Source organism: Variovorax sp. WS11 (assembly GCF_010499245.1).
Lineage (GTDB): Bacteria > Pseudomonadota > Gammaproteobacteria > Burkholderiales > Burkholderiaceae_C > Variovorax.
The window spans coordinates 3,674,737-3,696,349 of record NZ_JAAGOW010000001.1 but is presented as its reverse complement, the minus strand read 5'-3'; the positions used below and the strand labels follow the sequence as shown (position 1 = coordinate 3,696,349).

The following is a 21,613-nucleotide window of genomic DNA, read 5'->3' as shown; positions in this document are numbered from 1 at the left end:
TGCGGCGTTTACCTCCCCCCGCCGTTCCGCCCTCACCGATCCCGGAGTTGTCCATGACTGTTGCTGTTGCAGCCGCCACATCCGCGCCGCCCGCCCGCCGCGCCTCGCTCGTCACCCGCCTGCGCGAGCTGTTCGAGAATCTCTCCGGTGCCGACATGGCCGAGGTCGACGGGTCCGCGCCCTTCGTCGAGATCGGGCTGGACTCGCTCACGCTCACGCAGGCCGCGCTGCAGGTCAAGAAGACCTTCAAGGTCAACCTGACCTTCCGCCAGCTGATGGAGAGCTATCGCAGCTTCGACGCGCTGGCCGAGTTCCTCGATGCCACCCTGCCGCCCGAGGCAGCACCCGCGGCGCCGGTCGCCGCGGCGATGCCCGCGGCCGTGGCGCCGCAGCAGGCGGTGGCGGCCGTGCCGGCGGCAGCGATGCCGGCCCTGCAGGCGGTGCAGGTCCTGCAGCCCGTGCCGATGGCCGCGGCGCCCGGCGGCAGCCTGGTCCAGCAGGTCATCGCGCAACAGATGCAACTGATGCAACAGCAACTCGTATTGCTGTCGGCGGCGCCGACGGTGCCGGTCAGCCTGGGGCTGCCGGTCCCGGCGGTGGAGCAACCCACGCCCATGGCCACCGCCGCGGCCACGGCGTCCAACACCACGCCCGAACCGGCGGCCGAGGAGCCGGTCCCGGCGCCGAAGTACGACGTCAAGAAGGCCTTCGGCGCCATCGCGCGCATCCACACGCAGAGCAAGGAGCCCACCGAGCGCCAGAAGGCGCGGCTGGCCGCCTTCATGCGCCGCTACGTGGAGCGCACGAAGAAGAGCAAGGCCTTCACCGAGCACAACCGGGCGCACATGGCCGACCCGCGCGTGGTCAACGGCTTCCGCCCGGCCACCAAGGAGATCACCTACCAGATCGTGATCGAGCGCTCCAAGGGCTCGCGGATGTGGGACATCGACGGCAACGAGTACGTCGACACGCTCAACGGCTTCGGCATGAATCTCTTCGGCTGGACGCCGGACTTCATCAACGAGGCGGTGAAGAAGCAGCTCGAGCTGGGCTACGAGATCGGCCCGCAGCATCCGCTGGCCGCCGACGTGACGAGGCTCCTGTGCGAGCTCACCGGCTTCGACCGCGCGGGCCTGTGCAACACCGGCTCCGAGGCCGTGATGGCGGCGCTGCGCATCGCGCGCACCGTGACCGGCCGCAGCACGGTGGTGCTGTTCACCGGCTCCTACCACGGCACCTTCGACGAGGTGCTGGTGCGCGCCGGCCGCAGCGCCAAGGGCATGTCGGCCGCGCCCGGCGTGCTGCAGGGCATGTTCGGCGACGTGCGCGTGCTGGACTACGGCACGCCCGAGGCGCTGGAGTTCATCCGCGCCAACGCCGACGACCTGGCCGCGGTGCTGGTCGAGCCGGTGCAGAGCCGCCGGCCCGACTTCCAGCCGCGCGAGTTCCTGCGCGAGGTGCGCGCCATCACCGAGAAGTCCGAGACCTGCCTGATCTTCGACGAGGTCATCACCGGCTTCCGCTGCGACCTGGGCGGAGCGCAGGCGCTGTTCGGCATCCGCGCCGACCTCGCCACCTACGGCAAGGTGCTGGGCGGCGGCATGCCCGTCGGCGTGATCGCCGGCAAGCGCACCTACATGGATGCGCTGGACGGCGGCCCCTGGCAGTACGGCGACGACTCGGTGCCCACCGTGGGCGTGACCTACTTCGCCGGCACCTTCGTGCGCCATCCGCTGGCGCTGGCCGCCTCCAAGGCCGCGCTGGAACACCTCAAGCAGGACAACAACAAGCTGCAGACCCAGCTCAACCTGCACACCGCGGCCATGGCCGACGAGCTCACGGCCTTCTGCCGCGAGGTCGGCGCGCCGCTGGAGATCCGCTACTTCTCGTCGCTGTGGCGCGTGAGCTGGCTGGAAGACCATCCGCTGCAGGACCTGCTGTTCGCGATGATGCGCAGCCGCGGCGTCCACATCCTGGACAACTTCCCCTGCTTCATGACCACCGCGCATTCGCAGCAGGACATCGCGACCATCAAGTCGGCCTTCAAGGAATCGATCGCCGAGATGCAGGAAGCCGAGCTGCTCCCGCGCCGCGCCGCGCCGAAGATGGCCCTGGATCCGGCGCATCCTCCTACGCCGAATGCACGCCTCGGACGGGACAAAGACGGGCAGCCCGCCTGGTTCGTGCCCGACCCCAAGGCCCAAGGCAAGTTCACCAAGTACCAAGCATGAGCAACGCTGCCGTCGCCACCCTGTCCCACGAGGACGCCGCCGAGGACTTCGATCCCTTTGCCTCGGGCCTGATCGAGCGCATCGTTCCGACGACCGAGGCGCAGCGCGAGGTCTGGCTCGGCGATCGCCTCAGCCCCGAGTCCTCGCTGGCCTACAACGAGTCGATGCGCCTGCGCCTGAAGGGCGCGCTGGACACGGCCGCGCTGACGCTGGCGCTGGACCGGCTGGTCGCGCGCCACGAGTCGCTGCGCGCCACCATCTCGCCGGACGGCACCCAGCTGCTGATCGGCGAGCCGGCCCCGGTCGCGCTGGTGGAGCATGACCTGGGCACGCTCGATCCGGCCGCCCAGAAGCGCCGCCTGGAGGACGACGGCGTGGCCGTGGTGCTGGAGCGCTTCGACCTGGAGCACGGCCCGCTGTTTCGCGCCGCGCTCTACCGCCTCTCGTCCATCGACCATGTGCTGGTGCTGAGCGCCCACCACGCGATCTGCGACGGCTGGTCCTGGGGCGTGATCAGCCAGGACCTGGGCGCGCTCTATGCCGAGCAGACCGGCGCCGGGCCGGCGCTGGAGCAGGCCGCCCAATATTCCGACTACGCCACCTGGGAGGTCCAGGAGGCCAACAGCCCCGAGATGGACGCCCACATCGGCTACTGGCTCGCGCGCTACGCCGGCGGCAGCCTGCCGGTGCTGGAGCTGCCGCTGGACCGCCCGCGTCCGCCGGTGCGCACCTTCAACGCCTACCGCATCGACCAGGTGCTGGACCAGGACCTGATCGAAGGCCTGCGCAAGTTCGGCGCCAAGACCGGCACCAGCCTCTTCGCCACCATGTTCAGCGCCTTCGCGGCCATGCTGCACCGCCTGACGGCGCAGGACGACCTGGTGGTCGGCATCGCCGCCGCTGGCCAGATGCCGAGCGACATGCCCTCGCTGGTGGGCCACTGCGTCAACCTGCTGCCGATCCGCGTCGCGGTCGATGCGCAGGCCCCCTTCGACAAGCTGGCGCGCGCCTGCGGCAGCACCCTGCTCGACGCCTTCGAGCACCAGACCCTGGGCTACGGCGCGCTGCTCAAGAAGCTGCCGGTGCCACGCGACCCCAGCCGCCTGCCGCTGGTGAACGTGCTGTTCAACGTCGACCGCGATGCGGCGCCCAACGACGGCAACTTCCCCGAGCTCAAGGTCGAGCAGAGCACCATCGGCCGGCGCTACGAGAACTTCGAGCTGTTCCTGAACATCACGCCCGTGGTGGGCGGCATGCAGATGGAGGCCCAATACAACGCCGACCTCTACGACGACGCGACCGTGCGCCGCTGGCTGGGCATGTACGAGCAGCTGCTGCGCCACGTGGTGCGCCAGCCTTCGCAGCCCGTGGGCCGGCTCGCGCTGTTGTCGGACGAGCAGGCGCACGCGCTGGCGGCCCTGCAGCCGGCGCCGACGCCGATCGAAGGCGCGCCGCTGATGCATGCGGGCTTCCTGGCGCATGCGGCCTCGCAGCCCGCGCGCCCCGCGCTGCGCGACGGCGCCCAGCGCCTGAACTACCGCGAGCTCGACGAGCGCGCCAACCGCCTGGCCCATGCGCTGCGTGCACGCGGCATGGGCCGCGGCGATCGCGTCGGCCTGTGCCTGGACCGCGGCTTCGACATGTTCGTGGCCCTGCTCGCGGTGCTCAAGAGCGGCGCGGCCTATGTGCCGCTGGACCCGGCCTTCCCGCAGGCCCGGCTCGACTACTACGCCGAGGATGCGAAGCTCGGCCTGCTGCTGACCTCGTCCACCATCGCCGCCGCGCCGAAGGCTTGGCGCGAGGATGCGGCCGACCGCGTGCTGCTGCTCGACCGCGACACGGCCTGGCTCCAGCAGCCCGCCACGGCGCTGCCGCCCGGCCCGCAGGATGCGCAGGCCGAAGACACGGCCTACGTGATCTACACCTCCGGCTCCACCGGCAAGCCCAAGGGCGTGTGCGTGCCGCACCGCGCGGTCGCCAACCTGATGCAGACCATGCAGCGCGAGCCCGGCATCGGCCCGGATGACCGGCTCGCCGCCGTCACCACCCTGTCCTTCGACATGGCGGTGCCCGAGGTCATGCTGCCGCTGGCCGCCGGCGCCGAGATCGTGATCGTGCAGCGCGAGGTCGCGATGGACGGCAACCGCCTGCGCGCCACGCTCGAATCCGAAGCCATCACCATCCTGCAGGCCACGCCCGGCATGTGGCGCCTGCTGCTCGATGCGCAGTGGTCCGGCCCGCGCGGCTTCCGCGCCTGGATCGGCGCCGAGCCGGTGCCGGCCGAGCTCTCGCTCGAGCTGATGGACCGCACCAGCGAGCTGTGGAACCTCTACGGCCCGACCGAGACCACTGTGTGGTCCACCGTCTGGCGCATGGAGCGCCCGATCGTGGCGGCGCGCGGCGTCTCCATCGGCAAGCCGATGGCCAACACCGGCGTCTGGATCCTCGACGCCAACCTGCAGCCCTGCCCCATCGGCGTGCCGGGCGAGATCTGCATCAGCGGCCTGGGCGTGACCCTGGGCTACCTGGAGCGCCCCGAGCTGACGGCCGAGCGCTTCGTCACCACGTCGATCGATGGCGTGCAAACGCTGATCTACCGCAGCGGCGACCGTGGCCGCTGGCGCAACGACGGCCTGCTGGAGCACATGGGCCGCTTCGACTTCCAGGTGAAGGTGCGGGGCTACCGCATCGAGCTGGGCGAGATCGAGGCCCGCTGCAACGAGCTCGAGGGCGTGGCGCGCAGCGTGGTGATCACGCGCGAGGACCAGCCGGGCGACGTGCGCCTGGTGGCTTACCTGGCGCCTTCGCCGGGCGCCACCGTGGACCTGGCCGCAGTCGACCGCCACCTGCGCAGCCGCCTGCCGCAGTACATGGTGCCGCAGCACGTGGTGCCGCTGGACGCCATCCCGCTGCTGCCCAATGGCAAGGTGGACCGCAAGGCCCTGCCCAAGCCCAGCGCCACGCACCAGGATGCGGGCGAGCGCCTCGCTCCGCGCAACGAGCGCGAGGCGCTGGTGCTGCAGACCATGGAGCGCGTGCTCAACCTGCCAGGCCTGGGCATCCGCGACGACTTCTTCTCGCTGGGCGGCCACTCGCTGCTGGCGGCGCGGCTGACGACGCTGCTGAGCCGCGAGTTGAATTTGACGGTGCCGCTGCGCCTGCTCTTCGAGGCGCCGACCGCCGAGCGCCTGGCCGCCGCCATCGAGGGCCTGAACGGCAGCAACGCGCCGCGCAGCGCGCCGATCGCGCACAGGGCCGATCGCCGCAGCGCGCCGCTCACGCCGATGCAGGAGCGCATCCGCTTCGTCGAGGAGCTGCACCCGGGCCGGGCGACCTACAACGCGCCCTCGGCGCACCGCCTCGGCGGGCCGCTGGACGTGCAGAAGTTCAAGGCCGCGCTGGCGATGATCATCGAGCGCCAGCCCTCGCTGCGCACCGCCATCGGACCCGACCCGGCCACCGGCGAGCCCGCCGCGCTGATCGCGAGCAAGGTGAACTACGAGCTGCCCGTCTTCGACCTGGGCACGCTGCCGGAAGACCAGCGCGAGGCCGAGCTGGTCGAGCGCATGCACGCGCTGGCCGAGCGGCCGATCGACATCCACCAGGCGCCCATGTTCCACGCGGCGCTGTTCCGCATCGCCGAGAACGACCACGCCTTCGTGTTCGTGCCGCACCACCTGGTCTGGGACGGCTGGTCCTTCGACGTGCTGCAGAGCGAGCTCTCGACCATCTACGGCGCCCTGGTGCGCGGCGAGCAGCACGGCCTGCCGCCGCTGGCCGTGACCCACGGCGACTACGCCGACTGGTATGCAAAGTGGCTGACCGAGCCCGAGTTCGAGTCGCAGCTGCGCTACTGGAAGGACCGCTTCGCCAACTCGCCCACGCCCAAGGCTCCGCGCACCGACATGCCGCGCAAGGCCGGCATGAGCGGCCAGGGCGGCGCGCACTGGATCAACGTCGACAAAGCGCTCACCGAGCGGCTGCGCGAGATCGGCCAGCGCAACGACGTCACGCTCAACATGCTGACGCTGGGCATCTACATCCTGATGATGAGCAGCATCATCGACAGCCGCGCCATCGTCATCGCGACGCCGGTGCGCGGCCGCGAGGCGCCCGAGCTGGAGCCGGTGATGGGCTTCTTCAACAACGTGCTGCCGCTGTCCTTCCAGGTCGATTCGACCCTGCGCTTCGGCGAGTTCATGCGCTACGTCAAGCAGGAGCTGATCGCGGTGATGAGCCACCAGCAGATTCCCTTCGAGCGCCTCGTGAGCGAGCCCGAATTCGTGGAGCGTGCCCAGGGCGTGGGGCTGTACCAGGCGCTGTTCTCCTTCCAGGACGCCCGCGAGCGGCCGCGCGACATCGGCGGCCTCGCGCACCGGCAGATGCACCTGCCGCAGCGCGGCGCCACCGACGACCTCGGCATCTGGCTGATGGACAAGCCCCAGGGCCTCGAAGGCGCCGTGGTCTACAACGCCGACATCTACCAGCGCGAGACCGGCGCCGCCTTCAAGGAGCGCTACATGGAGCTGCTGCGCCAGGTGGCCCAGCAGCCCGACGCGACGCTGGCGGCGATCTCCTCGCCGGAAGGCTCGGACAGCGCGGTCTACCTGCAGCGCCTGGCTGCCGGCGCGGCACCGGCGCCCAGTGCGGCCGAGACCGTGGCTGCGCGGCCGGCGCAGGCAGAGCCGGTGCTGCTCCTGCCGGAGCAGGCCAAGCTGGCGCAGATCTGGGCCAGCGCGCTGGCCGTCGACGTCAACGACATCCGCGCCAACGACAACTTCTTCGACCTTGGCGGCGACTCGCTGCTGGCGATGCGCGTGGTGCAGCAGGCCGAGCAGGTGATGGGCTTCCGCGTGGAGCCGCGGCGCTATGTGTTCGAGAGCCTGGGGCAGCTGGCCTCGGCCGCAGCGGGAACGGCGATCGAGGCGACCTCCGCCGAGGCCGCCGACAGCGGCGCCAAGCGCGGCGGGCTGCTCGGCCGCGTGCTGGGCTGGGGCCGCAAGGGCTGAAGGAAAGCGCCATGACGACCGTGCAGCTCCCCTCCTCCATGCACTGCCGCCTGTGGCAGGTGGACCTGGACGCCACGCCGGCGCCGCAGGCCGTGGCTTCGCTCTCGGAAGCGGAATGGGAGCGCGCACGGCGCTTCGTCTTCAAGCGCGATCGCAACCGCTTCATCGCGGCCCATGCGGCGCTGCGCGAGACGCTCTCCGCGCAATGCGGCATCCCGGCCTCGATGCTGGAGTTCGCGCTGGGCCCCTTCGGCAAGCCGAGCCTGGTCGAGCACGGCGGGCTGCGCTTCAACCTCAGCCACAGCCAGTCGCTGGGCCTGATCGCGGTCTGCGACGATGCCGAGGTGGGCGCCGACGTCGAGCTGCTGCGTCCGATGCCCGACGCCGAGGCCCTGGCCGAGACCTACTTCACCGCCGCCGAGCGGCGTGCGCTGGGGGCGCTGCCAGCCGAGGCGCGCGACCGCGCCTTCCTCTGCTGCTGGACGCGCAAGGAGGCCTGCCTCAAGGCCACCGGCATGGGCTTGTCGGTGGACACGCGCAGCTTCGAGGTGGGCGTCGCGCCCGATGCGCGCGAAGTGAAGATCGACGCGGCGGACGGCGTTGCGCGCCTCGCGCTGTCCTCTTTCCACGATGTCCAGGGAGCGCTGTGCGCCGTGGCTCGCGTGCTGGCCTGCGGGCCGGCTGCGGCGGCGTGCCGGCCCCTGGTCGACAACGAGATCTACGCATGACCCCGATGCTCTTCGGCCCGGCCTCCAGGCAGCTGTTCGGGCTCTTCCACGCACCCGAGCGCGACGGCAAGCTCGCGGTGCTGATCTGCATGCCCCTGGGCCAGGAGGCCGTGCGTGGGCACCGGCTGTTCCGCGTGCTGTCCGACCGGCTCGCGCGGGCCGGCGTGGCGGTGCTGCGCTTCGACTACCACGGCAGCGGCGACTCGCCCGGCGAGGACACCGACGGCGACCTCGAGGGCTGGCGGCGCGACGTCTGCACCGCGCATGAGGAGCTGCGACGCCGCACCGGCGCCCGGCGCATCATCTGGCTCGGCGCGCGCCTGGGCGCGACGCTGGCGGTGATGGCGGCCAAGAGCGGCCGCTGCGATCCGGCGCGGCTCATCCTGTGGGACCCGATCGTGGACGGCGCGCGCTACCTCGAGACACTGCGCGCCGGCCATGTCGATGCGCTGGAGCGTTCCTTCTGCGTGCCCGATCCGGCCTGGCGGCGCCAGCTGGCCCGGGACGCCGATGCCTTCACCGAAGAGATCTTCGGCTTCGGCGTGTCGCCGCTGATGCGCGATCAGATGCGCGCGCTCGCGCCGGCCACCTTGCAGCTCACCGCGCTGCACGAGACAGTCGTCCTGGCCGATGCCGAGGACCATGCGGCTCAACAATGGGCGGCCCAGGAGACGGCCCGCCATATGCCGGTGCGGGCTTCGGCCTTCGCGCATCCCCTGATATGGACGTCCGATCCGCACCCCAATAATGCGATGGTTCCCACGGAGGCGCTGCAGAGACTGCTGGCGGCAATACATGAGTGACTACAAAGAGACACCTGTCCAGTTCGGGCCCGACGGCTCGCTGATCGGCATCATCACCACGCCGGCCGAAGGGCCGCTCGCGCCGGTGGCCTGCCTGATGCTCAACATGGGCGCCAACCACCGCATCGGGCCACGGCGCATCAACGTCAAGCTCGCGCGCGAGATGGCGGGGCGCGGCATCAGCTGCATCCGCATGGACCTCGCGGGCCTGGGCGACAGCGGCCCGGCCAGTGGCTCCGAGCACTTCCTCACGCAGGCGGTGCTGGACCTGCAGGCGGCCATGAACCTGATCCAGACCATGCTGGGCGTGCGCCGCTTCATCGTGATCGGCCTGTGCTCCGGCGCGACCAACGGCCTGTCGCTGGCGGTGGCCGACTCCCGCGTGGTGGGCCTGCTGATGTTCGACGGCTATGCCTTCCCCGGCCGGCGCGCGCAGCTGGAGCGGCAATTCCGCCGCGCGCTGGCAGCGCCCACCAACCCGGCCGTGATCGGCAAGACGGCGCGCTGGCTGCAGCGCAAGTTCTCCGCCAAGGCGGCAGCGGCGGCTGCGCCGCACATCTTCGAGCCCGATCCGCCGGAGGTCACGGCCGCGGTGTTCCGCCGCTCGATGACGCAGGTCGCGGAGCGCAACGTTGCAGTGCTGCTGTTCTACACCGGCACCATGCACGTGACCGACCGCAAGCGCGACCAGCTCGGCCCCTTCGCGAACGAGGCCTTCACGCAGCGCTTCGAGTACCGCTTCATCGGCGAGATCGACCACAGCCTGACCTCGATGGAATCGCAGCGGATCTTCATGGAGGTGGTGTGCGACTGGGCGCTGCGCGTGTCGCAGGGCGCGGTAGCGGCCTCGGCGCCGCATGCCGCGGCCGCGGCACGCAGCGGCGGGCAGTTCGCCAGCAGCAGGCCGGCGGTGGCGTTGCAGCGGGATCCGGTGATCTAGGCGCCCGGGCCCGGCCGCTCTTTGCGGCGCTTGCCCTCGGCCGAGGTGCCGGCAGGCGTTCCCCTGAATTCGTAGGCGGCGCAGATCTGCTTCTCAAGCAGGCCGGCCGGTCCGGTCAGCGGCCGGCTGCCGCGATTCACCAGCCCGATGTCGCGATAAAAAGTGTGGCGGCCCAGGTCGATCGCGCGGACCGATGCGGGCCAGCGCCGGTGCGTGGCGGTCTGCGGCACCAGGGCCATGCCGACGCCCTTGGCGACCAGGGCCACGATGGCGTCCAGCTCGTCAAGCTCGCAGATGTCGTGCACGTCCACGTGCGCCGCGCGCAGGAAGCGATCGACCTGCCGGCCGCCGAAGGACGAGCGGTCGTAGCGCACGAATGGATGGCGGGACAGCAGCGCCGCCCAGTCGTCGCCTTCGACCCGCCGCGGAACCAGCAGTCTGAAGGGCTCGTGGGCCAGCGTGGTCCAGCGCAGGTCGCTTTGCAGCGCGAAGGGCGGGCGGATGATGACCGCCATGTCGATGTCGCCGGCATCCACGCGGTTGAGCAGCTCCATCGACACCCCGGGCAGCACGCGCGTACGGCAGCTCGGGGCCTGCCGGTGGAAGGCCGCCAGCGCTTCGGCCAACAGCAGACGCTGCGCGGACGCGATCGCGCCGATGTGGAGCACCTCTGCCGCGCGCGAGGCGGCGTGGTGCGAGCCCAGCTGGCCGTAGAGCCCGATCAGCTCCGTGGCCTGCGCCAGCGTCTCGTGGCCCATCGCATTCAGGCGCGCCGAGCGGCCGGTGCGGTCGAAGAGCACGAAGCCGAGTTCCGTCTCCAGCCGCTGCATCTGGGCGCTGACTGCCGCCTGCGTCAGGCCGATCTTCTGGCCGGCGGCGGCGAAGGTGCCTTCGCGGGCTACGGCAATGAGGGTCTTCAGCTCGCGGATCATTCACAAATTCTGTTGATGCTTCGGGCAAATATATATTGATTTTCTTTCTTCTCTTTCGCCCCTAGGATCACGCATCCTCCTCCACACCAGCCCGCGCGATGCTCACGCCGACCACCAACCCCGCCCTGCTGTCCCCGTTCCACCTCGCCTTCCCGGTGCATGACCTGGTGCTGGCCCGCCGGTTCTACGGCGAGCTGCTGGGCTGCCCCGAAGGCCGCAGTGCGGAGGACTGGGTGGACTTCAACTTCTACGGCCACCAGATCGTGGCCCACCTCGCGCCGGGCGAGACCGGCGCGTCGCAGCGCAATGCGGTCGACGGGCACGGCGTGCCGGTGCGGCATTTCGGCATCGTGCTGCCGATGCCCGACTGGGAGGCGATGGCGGCTCGGCTGAAGGCGCACGGCGTCGAATTCGTGATCGAGCCGTACATCCGCTTCAAGGGCGAGCCGGGCGAGCAGGCGACGATGTTCTTCCTCGACCCCTCGGGCAATGCGCTGGAGCTCAAGGCCTTCGCCGATATCGGGCGGTTGTTCGCGAAGTGAAGCAGGCGACGAGTCTGTCGGGAGGAGACTGGGCCGGATGAGCCAGGACCAGCGCGTAGCAGCGGGCATTTGACTTCGCGCTGTGGCTGATCGACGGGTCGGTGCCCTCACCCCCGCCCTCTCCCAGAGGGAGAGGGAGTCAGACCGGAATGCGCGCTCAGGCGGCAGATCCAGCCGCAGCGTGCCCGACCTTCTCCCCCGGCAGCTCCTGCATCGGCCCGCTCCCGCTGTAGCGGTCCAGCGCCAGGTAGATGGCCGGCGTGATGTAGAGCGTGATCACCTGCGAGAACAGCAGCCCGCCGACCACCGCCACGCCCAGCGGCTGGCGCAGCTCGGCGCCGGCGCCCAGCCCCAGCGCGAGGGGCAGCGCGCCCATCAGGGCGGCCAAGGTGGTCATCAGGATCGGGCGGAAGCGCAGGCGGCAGGCCTCGCGGATCGCGTCGACCGGCTGCATGGCCTGGGTGCGCTGCGCATCCAGCGCGAAGTCGATCATCATGATCGCGTTCTTCTTGACGATGCCGATCAAAAGCAGGATGCCGATGGTCGCGATCAGCGTCAGGTCGAAGCCGAAAAGCTTGAGCGAGAGCAGCGCTCCCACGGCCGCCGAGGGCAGCCCCGCGAGGATGGTGAGCGGGTGGATGTAGCTCTCGTAGAGCACGCCCAGCAGCACATAGATGACCAGCACCGCCAGCACCAGCAGCACCGCCTGGCTGGCCTGCGAGCTCTGGAACACGGCCGCGTCGCCGCCGTAGCTGGTGATGATCGAGGGCGGGACCTTGAGCTCGGCCTTGAAGCGATCGATCTTCGCCGTCGCGTTGCCCAAAGGCACCTCGGGCGCCAGGTTGAAGGACACCGTCACGGCCTGCAGCTGGCCCTGGTGGTTGACCGAGGTCGGGCCGACGGTGCGCTTGACGGTCGAGAAGGCCGACAGCGGTACGAGCTGCCCGGCCTTGTTGCGCACCGACAGGCGCGACATGTCTTCCTCGAAGCGGCGGTCGTCGTCGGCCGCCGAGAGGATCACCTGGTAAGTGTTGCTGGGCGCGTAGATGCTGCCGATCTGGCGGTCGCCGTAGGCGTTGTAGAGCGCGGTGCGCAGATCGCCGACGGCGACGCCGAGCACGCCGGCCTTGTCGCGATCGATCTCCAGCGTGGCCTGCAGGCCGCGGTTCTGCGAGTCGCTGGTGACGTCTCGGAACTCCGGCTCGGCGCGCATGCGCTCCATCAGCTTCTCGGCCCACTCGGTGATGGCGCCGGCGTTCACGCTCTGCAGGGTGTACTGGAAGCGCGCCTTGCTCTGCCGGCCGCCCAGGCGCAGGTTCTGCACCGGCTGCATGTAGACGGCGACGCCGGGGATCTCGCGGAAGCGCCTGCGCAGCTGCTCCAGCACCTGCGGCATGCGCGGCCGCTCGGCGCGCGGCTTGAGCACCGCGAACAGGCGGCCGGCGTTCTGCGTGGCGGTGGGGCCGCCGACGCCGATGAAGGAGTTGACGTAGGCCACGCTCGGGTCGGCCATCAGCGCATCGGCGACGCGGTCCTGCAGGACCTTCATCGCGGGGAACGAGATGTCCTCGGCGGCCTCGGTCGTGATCTGGATCTGGCCGATGTCCTCCTCGGGGAAGAAGCCCTTCGGGATGCTGATGAACATCCAGGCCGTGAGCGCGAAGGTCGCGGCCGCCAGGCCCAGCATGAGATTGCGGTGGTGCAGCGTCCAGTCGAGCGTGCGCATGTAGTTGCCGTGCACCCAGCGGTAGCCGCGCTCGAAGCCGCGGCCGATCGCGGTGCCGGGCTCGGGATGCGTTTCCTCGTGGTCCTCGGCCACGCCGCCTTCACGCGGCTGGTGCCGCAGGAGCCGGCTCGCGAGCATCGGCACCAGGGTGAGCGAGACCACGGCCGACACCATCACCGCCAGGCCCACCACCACGGCGAATTCGTGGAACAGCAGGCCGATCACGCCGGGCATGAAGAAGATCGGGATGAACACCGCCACCAGCGAGATCGAGATCGACACGATGGTGAAGCCCACCTCGCGCGAGCCGCGCAGCGCGGCCGCCATCGGCTCCATGCCCTTCTCGACGTAGCGCATGATGTTTTCCAGCACCACGATGGCGTCGTCCACCACCAGGCCTACCGCCAGCGTGATGCCCAGCAGCGAGACGTTGTCCAGGCTGTAGCCGAAGGCGTAGAGCAGCGCCACGGCGCCGATCAGCGAGATGGGGATGGTGGCCGCGGGAATCAGCGTGGCGACCACGCGGTGCAGAAACAGGAAGATCACCAGCACCACCAGCAGCACGGTGCCCATCAGAGTGAGCTGCACGTCGTGCACCGCCTCGCGGATCGAGATCGAGCGGTCATTCACCATGTTGATCTCGACCGACTGCGGCAGCTCGTCGCGGAAGCGCGGCATCAGCGCGCGCACCGCGTCGACCACCTGCACCGTGTTGGCATTGGGCTGGCGCAGCACGGCCAGCGAGATCGAGCTCTCGCCGTTGAAGCTGCTGGCAGTCTTGACGGACTCGAAGCTGTCCTCGATGGTGGCCACCTCGTCCAGCCGCACCGGGGCGCCGTTGCGCTGGCCGACGATCACCTTGGCGAAGTCGGCCGCCTTGAGCATCTGCTCGTTGGCCTGGATGGTGAGCGTCTGGCGCGGGCCGTCGAGCACGCCCACGGGGGTGTTCGCATTGGCCAGGCGCACCGCGTTGGCCAGCTCGTCGAGGGTGATGTTGCGGGCGTTGAGCAGGTCGGCATCGGCCTTGACGCGCACCGCGAAGGCCTTGCGGCCGTAGACGGCGACCTGGGCCACGCCGTCGATGGTGGAGAGCGTGGGCGAGATCAGGTTCTCGGCATAGTCGTTGAGTTCCGACGGCGTCATCGAGGGCGAGACCAGCGAGATGAAGAGCACCGGCGCATCCGCCGGGTTGACCTTGCGGTACGAGGGCATCTGCGTCAGCTCGACCGGCAGCTGGCGCTGCGCGCGCAGCAGCGCCGCCTGCACGTCGACCGCGGCGGCATCGATGTCGCGGCTGCTGACGAATTCCAGCGTGATCGAGCTCACGCCCTGGGTGTTGACCGAGCTGATGGTCGAAAGGCCGGGGATGGTGGAGAACTGCTTCTCCAGCGGCAGCGCGACCGAGGAGGCCATCGTGTCGGGACTGGCGCCCGGCAGCTGCGCATTGACGTTGATGACCGGCGTATTGTAGCTGGGCAGTGCCGCGACCGGGATCTGGAAGTAGGCGAAGATGCCCGCCACCACCGCGGCGGCCGAGAGCAGCACCGTCATCGCGGGACGACGGATGCAGAGCTCGGAGATGTTCATTGGATAACCTCCGCCCTGCGGGCTGCGGTGCTATTCGCCTTCGGAGCGGCCGTGCGGCTCACGTCCGCTCCCGCTCCGCGACCACGCTGGCGTTGCCGGGCGTGGCGGAGGCCGCGCTGCCCGGCGTCGCCTCAGGCGCATTGCCGTTGGGGCGCTGTTGCGGCGGGGCGGCGCTGTCGAGCCGCACCTTGCCGCCCGGACGCACGTTCTGCTTGCCCTCGATCACCACCTGCTCGCCGGGCTCGACGCCGCGCACCGCGACCTGCGTGCCGAAGGTGTGCAAGGTCTCGACCTTGCGGCGCGCGGCCCTGTGCTCGGCGTCGACCACGTAGACCGAGTTGCCCTCGGCCAGCATCATGACGGCGGCTGCGGGGATGACGGTGGCGCCCTCTAGGCTGCGCACGGTCACGCGAGTCTCGACGAACTGGCCGGGCCACAGGGCCTGGTCGGCGTTGTCGAACACCGCCTTGGCGCGCACGGTGCCGATCATCGGGTCGACCGTGTTGTCGACGAAGTTCAGCGTGCCCTTCATCGGCGTCTTGCGTCCGCTCACCAGCGCCTCGACCGGCGTGTGCGAGCGCGCGGCGGCCAGCAGGTCCTGGAGCTTGCCTTCGGGCACCGGGAAGCTCACTGCGATCGGGTCGAGCTGGGTGATGGTCACCAGCGTCAGGGTGGGCTGGACCAGGGTGCCCGGATAGATGTTGACCGCGCCGATGCGCCCGGCGATCGGTGCGCGCAGCGTGGCGTAGCCCAGCGCCACCTGCGCCGACTGCACCGCCGCCTTGTCGGCGGCGACTGCGGCGCGCTGGGCCTCCAACTGCGACAGCGTCGCGTCGGCGGCGGCCTTGGCGATGAAGTTCTGCGCCACCAGCTCCTGGCTGCGGCGGTACTGGCGCTCCAGGTCGGCCATCATGGCCTCGTCCTTCTGCTGCTGGGCGCGGGCCTTGGCGAGGTTGGCCTGGTCGGGGCGGTCGTCGAGCGTGAAGAGCAACTGGCCTTGCTTGACGAACTGGCCTTCCTTCACATGCACCTCGCGCACGGTGTTCGTCACCTGCGGGCGCAGTTCCACGCTGTTGAGCGACACCACGCTGCCGTTGACCTGCACGGTGACCGGCACGTCCTGCTTCTGCGCCGCCGCGAGCGTGACCAGGGCCGCTGCGCCGGCGCCCGGCCCGGCGCCCTTGCCGGGCGCGGCGGTGCTGCCGGCGGTGGGTGCGCCCGTCTGTGCCACGCCCTGGGTCCTGTTCCCGGCCCAGCGCCAGGCGCCGGCCGCGGTCAGGATCAGCACACCCGCGAGGGCGAGGACGAGTTTCTTGTTCATGAGCGCTTTTGGATGGGGTAGAAAGCCGGCCACGGTTCATCGAGGCGCACTTTTGCCTGACAACAGCTATTGGATCAGGGGTGTGGGACTGCCGTCCATCGGTGCCGTAAAGATAAGTAAAGCGAATATGAAGCACCGCACGGAAGGCGCTCCGTTCGCCGCGGCGTGTGGGAGGCGGCCGCTAGAATCGCCGCTGCCCCACAGCCTCTGGATGAACACCATGAACCGCTGCAACCCTCCCTGGCTTGCTCTCATTTTGGTAGCACTGTGCGCCGTTCTGGCGCCCGCTGCCGCGCAGGAGCCGGCCCAGACCCAGAACGAGGCCGCGCTCGGCGGCCGCAACTTTCCCATCGGCACCCTGCGCGGGCGCTTCATGGTCGTGAATTCGCCCGAGATCCAGCTCGACGGCCAGCCCGAGCGGCTCTCGCCCGGTGCCCGCATCCGCAGCGCCCAGCAGATGCTGGTGATGCCGTCCAACCTCACCGGCCAGAACCTGCTGGTCAACTACAAGCGCGACGCCGCCGGCATGGTGAGCGAGGTCTGGATCCTCACGCCCGAGGAAGCCCAGGCCAAGCGCGAGTCGGCCGAGAAGCCGCTACTGAACTTCTGGCCCTTCGTGGCCGACACCGGCCCGCGCGACGACGGCAAGACGCCGTTCGACCAGCTGCCCCGCTACGGCCAGTAATCCTCGAATCCGGTGACCGGACGCGGAGGGGCGCCTGCCCTTCACGTCCGGCGTTCCGCTTTCCGACGGCCCTCCAAGGAGCCCACCCCATGCCCCCCAAAGTTTTCATCAAGACCTTCGGCTGCCAGATGAACGAGTACGACTCGGACAAGATGGCCGACGTGCTGCACGCCGCCGAGGGCTACGAGCCCACCACCAACGTGGAAGAGGCCGACCTGATCCTCTTCAACACCTGCTCGGTGCGCGAGAAGGCGCAGGAGAAGGTGTTCTCCGACCTCGGCCGCGTGAAGCACCTCAAGGCGCGCGGCGTGAAGATCGGCATCGGCGGCTGCGTGGCCAGCCAGGAAGGCGCGGCCATCATCGCGCGCGCGCCCTACGTCGACGTGGTCTTCGGCCCCCAGACCCTGCACCGCCTGCCTGAGCTGCTGCACGAGCGCGAGCGTGCGGGCCAGCCGCAGGTGGACATCAGCTTCCCCGAGATCGAGAAGTTCGACCACCTGCCGCCGGCACGGGTCGAGGGCGCGACCGCCTTCGTATCGATCATGGAAGGCTGCTCCAAGTACTGCAGCTACTGCGTGGTGCCCTACACCCGCGGCGAAGAGGTGAACCGGCCGCTGGACGACGTGCTGGTCGAGATCGCCGGCCTGGCCGACCAGGGCGTGCGCGAGGTCACGCTGCTGGGCCAGAACGTCAATGCTTACCGCGGCCGCATGGGCAGCACGGGCGACGGGGCCGAGATCGCCGATTTCGCGCTGCTCATCGAGTACATCGCGGAGATTCCCGGCATCGAGCGCATCCGCTACACGACCAGCCACCCCAACGAATTCACCCCGCGGCTGATCGAGGCCTATGCCCGCGTGCCCAAGCTGGTGAGCCACCTGCACCTGCCGGTGCAGCACGGCAGCGACCGCATCCTGATGGCGATGAAGCGCGGCTACACGGCGATGGAATACAAGAGCACGGTGCGCAAGCTGCGCGCCATCCGCCCCGGCCTCTCGCTCTCCAGCGACTTCATCGTCGGCTTCCCGGGCGAGACCGACGCCGACTTCGACAAGATGATGAAGCTGATCGACGAGCTGGAATTCGACAACAGCTTCAGCTTCATCTTCAGCCCGCGCCCCGGCACGCCGGCGGCGCAGTTGCACGACGACACGCCGCATGCGGTCAAGCTCGCGCGGCTGCAAAGGCTGCAGGCGGTAATCGACGCCAATGTCAAGCGCTTCGGCCAGGCCCTCGTGGGTACGGCCCAGCGTGTGCTGGTCGAAGGCCGCTCGCGCAAGGACGCCAACGAGCTGATGGGCCGCACCGAGTGCAACCGCGTGGTCAACTTCGAAGGCGATCCGCGACTGGTCGGCCAAATGATCGACGTGCGCATCACCCGCTCGCTGGCCTACTCCCTGCGCGGCGAGGTGCCGACCGCCGAATCGACCCCGTCGCCGGCCGCCCCGGCCGCGCTGGCCTCGGCCTGATGGCGGGCCTGAAGTCGGCGCGCGGCTCGTTCCAACAACTGCTGCTGTTCGCGTTCCTGCTGATCACCGCGCTGCTGGTGGGCGTGGCCCTGCGCTCGGTGTTCCAGTACGACGTGCTGATGACGCAGAGCCGCAATGCCGCGGGCCGCGCGCTCACGCTCTCGGGCGCGGCGCAGTCCCTGGCCGAGCGCAGCGCCGCCATGGAGCGCGCCGGGCGCCAGTCGTTGGTGCTCAACGACGCGGTGCTGCGCCGCCGCTTCGACGACGCAGCGCGCGACGCCAACCACGCCCTCGACCGCCTGGGCGCGAACGGCCTGCCCTCCACCGGCCTCGACCTGTGGCGCGGCCAGCTGGCCGTGATCGAAGGGCTGATGAGCGGTGCGCCGGAAACCGCGCTCGCGCGCGAAAGCTCGATGGCGATGCAGTTCCGCGACCTCGACGCGCTCAACACCAACATCGCACAGCAGGCCCAGATCCTGATCGAGACGCAGAACAACGCGCTGGCGCAGCGCATCGAGAACGCGCGCCGGCGGCTGATGCGCGAGGTGCTGGCCGCCAGCGCGGTGGCAGTGGCGCTCGCGCTGGCTTTCGGCGTCTGGCTGGCACGGCCCTTCAAGCGGCTGCAGCGCGCCATCGTCGGGCTGGGCGAGAACCGGCTGGACGAGCCGATCGACATCCGCGGCGCGGCCGACGTGCGCCGCATCTCGCAGCAGCTCGAGTGGCTGCGGCTGCGGCTGACCGAGCTGGACGCCGACAAGGCGCGCTTCCTGCGCCACGTCTCGCATGAGCTCAAGACCCCGCTGGCCGCGTTGCGCGAAGGCGTGTCGCTGCTGGAGGACGGCGTGACCGGCGCCTTGAACCCGGCGCAGCGCGAGGTGGCGCAGATCCTGCAGCAGAACACCGTCGCGCTGCAGGGCCAGATCGAGGCGTTGCTGCGCTTCAACGCGGCGGCCTTCGAGGCGCGCGAGCTGCGTCGCCAGCGCACGCCGCTGCTGCCGCTGATCGAGGAGCAGATCGAGGCCCAGCGCCTGCAATGGCAGGCCAACGGGCTGGCGGTGCGGGCCGAGGGCGAGCCGCTCGCGGTGGTGGTGGACCCGGTGAAGCTGGGCACGGCGCTGGCCAACCTGCTGTCCAACGCCATCCGTTATTCGGCCCGCGGCGGCACCATCGCGATCACCGTGTCGAGCACGCCGGACACCGCCAGCATCGAGATCCAGGACGCGGGCCCGGGCATCGCCGAGGGCGACCGCGACCGCATCTTCGAGCCTTTCTACCGCGGCGAGCGCCAACCCCAGCATGCCGTCAAGGGCACCGGGATCGGGCTGTCGATCGTGCAGGAGTACATTGCAGCTCATGGCGGCCGCATCACGCTGCTGCCCGAGGGACCCGGGGCGCGCTTTCGCATCGAGCTGCCGCGCTCCGCCTGACCACCGCCCCCGCTTCAAGCGTTTTTCTCCGACCCATGTTCTTCAGTTCGATCGCTCGCAGATCCGCATTCGCCATGACCGTGGTCGTCATGCCGCTGCTGCCGCCGCACGCGCCGCGCCGTCCGGCCGCCGGCACGACGCAGGAGCCGTCGACCGGTGCTCTACCCCCGCCGCCGCCCCCGCCGCCGGCATCGTGCAGCCGGTGGAAGCCGGGATGGCGCCGGCACGTGGTGAGCCTGTCTTCACGCTCCGCGCGTCCCGTGGCCGCCCTGCTCGTGTACGCCGACAAGGTGCGTCCATTGGGCGGCAACGAACTCGCCAACGAGATTTCGCGCCTGGGCGAGCCGGGCGAGCAGCCCTTGGTGCAGATGCAGCTGGCGATGCTGCTGGCGCAGACCCGCTCTCCGGCCGATCTCGCGCGCGCGCTCGGCCTGCTGCAGCGTGTGATCGCCAACCCGGCGAACGAGGCCCAGGCGCTGCATCCGCTGGCCCGACTTCTGGCCGCGCGCTACCAGGAGCAGCGCCGCGTCGAGGACGACCGCGAGCGCCAGGCGCAGCAGCTGCGCGACAGCCAGCGCCGCATCGACCAGCTGACCGACCGGATCGAGGCGCTGCGGGCGATCGAGCGCAGCTTCTCGCGTCCCAACAACCCGCCGCCCGTCGCGCCGGCGGCACCCAAGCCTGCACCATGAACACCGCCCCTGGCTCCGCGAAGGACCCGCCCGGCGCCCGCCTGCTGGTGGTCGACGATGACGCGGACATGCTGCGCCTGTTGTCGATGCGGCTCACGGGGGCCGGCTATCAGGTCACGGCCGTGACATCGGCCGAATCGGCGCTGACGCAGCTCGAGATCGAACATCCCCAGCTGGTGCTGAGCGACGTGCGCCTGCCCGGCCGCGACGGCCTTCAGCTCTTCGACGAGATCCGCAAGCGCCATCCCACGCTGCCGGTGATCCTGCTGACCGCGCACGGCACCATCCCCGACGCGGTCGAGGCCACCGCGCGCGGCGTCTTCACCTACCTCACCAAGCCCTACGACGCGCGCGAGCTGCTCGACAAGATCGCGCAGGCCCTGGCGCTGGGCGCGCCCGCACCCAGCAGCGGCAAGGTCGGCGACGAGAGCTGGCGCTCGGAGATCGTGAGCCGCAGCAACCGCATGGCCGAGCTGCTGGCCGAGGCCCGGATGGTGGCCAAGTCGGACGCCAGCGTGCTGCTGCGCGGCGACAGCGGCGCCGGCAAGGAGCTGCTGGCCCGCGCCATCCACCGCGCCAGCGCGCGCGCCGACAAGCCCTTCGTGGCGGTCAACTGCGGCGCCATCCCGGAGGCGCTGCTGGAGTCGGAGCTGTTCGGTCATATGAAGGGCGCCTTCACCGACGCGGTCGCCAATCACAAGGGCCTGTTCCAGCAGGCCGACGGCGGCACCCTGCTGCTCGACGAGATCGGCGACATGCCGCCGGCCCTGCAGGTCAAGCTCCTGCGGGTGCTGCAAGAGCACGCGGTACGGCCGGTCGGATCGACCCAGTCGATCGAGGTCGATGTGCGGATCATCTCCGCCACCCACCGCGACCTCGATGCCGCGATGGAGGCCGGGCAGTTCCGCGAAGACCTCTACTACCGTCTCAATGTCGTGACACTCCAGCTGCCGCCCCTGTCGGCGCGGCGCGAGGACATTCCGCTACTGGCCAACCATTTCCTGCACCGGCTTTCGAGCAAGTACGGCAAGCGCCTGTCGGGCTTCGCGCCGGAGGCGCTGAAGGCACTGACCATGGCGTCTTGGCCGGGCAACGTGCGCCAGCTGTTCAACGTGGTCGAGCAGGTCTGCGCCCTGTCGAGCTCGCCGCTGATCCCGCTGGCGCTGGTGCAGCGGGCGCTGCGCTCGCCCAGCGTCGAAGTCCAGACCTATGCCGAGGCCAAGCAGCGCTTCGAGCGCGAATACCTGGTCGGCCTGCTCAAGCTGACCGACGGCAACGTGGCCGACGCGGCACGCCTGGCGGACCGCAACCGCACGGAGTTCTATCGCCTGCTACAGAAGAACGGGCTCACTGCCGGGCACTTCAAATCCGATGCCGTGTCGCCGGGCGGCGATGCTGTCGCCGAAGAGCGACGGCCCTAAGTGCTTGATTTCGTTGGGAATTAACCGCCCGTTCACAAGCCTTGTCGGGATTCGGCGACAAATTCGGGGGTTTTGGAGGCCTTTAGACCTCAAAAGCCGA

General features: G+C 70.0%; 14 protein-coding genes. 11 read left to right on the top strand and 3 right to left on the bottom strand.

Going from position 1 to position 21,613, the window contains the following annotated elements:
- Positions 1-53: 53 nt before the first annotated feature.
- The 5 genes from GXN78_RS41285 to GXN78_RS18135 are packed head-to-tail and all read left to right on the top strand — an operon-like array spanning position 54 to position 9,711.
- Complete coding sequence (locus GXN78_RS41285) at positions 54-2,231, top strand: aminotransferase class III-fold pyridoxal phosphate-dependent enzyme (RefSeq protein WP_239142755.1); 2,178 nt, start codon at positions 54-56, stop codon at positions 2,229-2,231.
- Complete coding sequence (locus GXN78_RS18150; RefSeq protein ID WP_106554901.1) at positions 2,228-7,240, top strand: non-ribosomal peptide synthetase; 5,013 nt, start codon at positions 2,228-2,230, stop codon at positions 7,238-7,240. Before GXN78_RS41285 ends, GXN78_RS18150 begins: the two co-directional genes overlap by 4 nt.
- Positions 7,241-7,251: 11 nt before the next feature.
- Positions 7,252-7,968, top strand: a complete 717-nt coding sequence (locus tag GXN78_RS18145) for a 4'-phosphopantetheinyl transferase superfamily protein (protein WP_106554902.1) — start codon at positions 7,252-7,254, stop codon at positions 7,966-7,968.
- Positions 7,965-8,771, top strand: coding sequence for an alpha/beta hydrolase (locus GXN78_RS18140; RefSeq protein WP_106554903.1), 807 nt, complete (start codon positions 7,965-7,967; stop codon positions 8,769-8,771). Before GXN78_RS18145 ends, GXN78_RS18140 begins: the two co-directional genes overlap by 4 nt.
- The gene (locus tag GXN78_RS18135) at positions 8,764-9,711 is read left to right on the top strand and encodes an alpha/beta hydrolase (protein WP_164255529.1); all 948 of its coding nucleotides are present in this window, start codon (positions 8,764-8,766) and stop codon (positions 9,709-9,711) included. The genes GXN78_RS18140 and GXN78_RS18135 overlap by 8 nt, the downstream gene beginning before the upstream one ends.
- Here GXN78_RS18135 and GXN78_RS18130 read toward each other — a convergent pair.
- Complete coding sequence (locus tag GXN78_RS18130) at positions 9,708-10,643, bottom strand: LysR family transcriptional regulator (protein ID WP_106554905.1); 936 nt, start codon at positions 10,641-10,643, stop codon at positions 9,708-9,710. The two genes, GXN78_RS18135 and GXN78_RS18130, sit on opposite strands and share 4 nt — an antisense overlap.
- 98 nt (positions 10,644-10,741) lie before the next feature.
- Between GXN78_RS18130 and GXN78_RS18125 the strand changes: the two genes are divergently transcribed.
- Entirely contained in the window at positions 10,742-11,185 is a 444-nt protein-coding gene (locus GXN78_RS18125; protein ID WP_106554906.1) for a VOC family protein, read from the top strand.
- 157 nt (positions 11,186-11,342) lie between these two features.
- On the opposite strand, the gene GXN78_RS18120 is transcribed toward GXN78_RS18125, so the two are convergent.
- Positions 11,343-14,498, bottom strand: coding sequence for an efflux RND transporter permease subunit (locus GXN78_RS18120; RefSeq protein ID WP_106554907.1), 3,156 nt, complete (start codon positions 14,496-14,498; stop codon positions 11,343-11,345).
- 58 nt (positions 14,499-14,556) lie between these two features.
- On the bottom strand, positions 14,557-15,819 hold the full coding sequence (locus GXN78_RS18115) for an efflux RND transporter periplasmic adaptor subunit (protein ID WP_106554908.1): 1,263 nt from the start codon (positions 15,817-15,819) through the stop codon (positions 14,557-14,559).
- Positions 15,820-16,030: 211 nt separating this feature from the next.
- Here GXN78_RS18115 and GXN78_RS18110 point away from each other — a divergent pair, with 211 nt between their 5' ends.
- The 5 genes from GXN78_RS18110 (at position 16,031) to GXN78_RS18090 (ending at position 21,513) form a co-directional block, all read left to right on the top strand.
- The gene (locus GXN78_RS18110) at positions 16,031-16,504 is read left to right on the top strand and encodes a hypothetical protein (protein ID WP_239142754.1); all 474 of its coding nucleotides are present in this window, start codon (positions 16,031-16,033) and stop codon (positions 16,502-16,504) included.
- Between the two features lie 89 nt (positions 16,505-16,593).
- The gene (gene miaB / locus GXN78_RS18105) at positions 16,594-17,973 is read left to right on the top strand and encodes a tRNA (N6-isopentenyl adenosine(37)-C2)-methylthiotransferase MiaB (RefSeq protein WP_106554909.1); all 1,380 of its coding nucleotides are present in this window, start codon (positions 16,594-16,596) and stop codon (positions 17,971-17,973) included.
- Entirely contained in the window at positions 17,973-19,400 is a 1,428-nt protein-coding gene (locus GXN78_RS18100) for an ATP-binding protein (RefSeq protein WP_106554910.1), read from the top strand. Before miaB ends, GXN78_RS18100 begins: the two co-directional genes overlap by 1 nt.
- A gap of 74 nt (positions 19,401-19,474) precedes the next feature.
- Entirely contained in the window at positions 19,475-20,092 is a 618-nt protein-coding gene (locus GXN78_RS18095) for a hypothetical protein (protein ID WP_239142753.1), read from the top strand.
- A complete protein-coding gene (locus GXN78_RS18090; RefSeq protein ID WP_106554912.1) occupies positions 20,089-21,513 on the top strand; it encodes a sigma 54-interacting transcriptional regulator in 1,425 nt (474 codons plus the stop codon). Before GXN78_RS18095 ends, GXN78_RS18090 begins: the two co-directional genes overlap by 4 nt.
- Positions 21,514-21,613 lie beyond the last annotated feature (100 nt).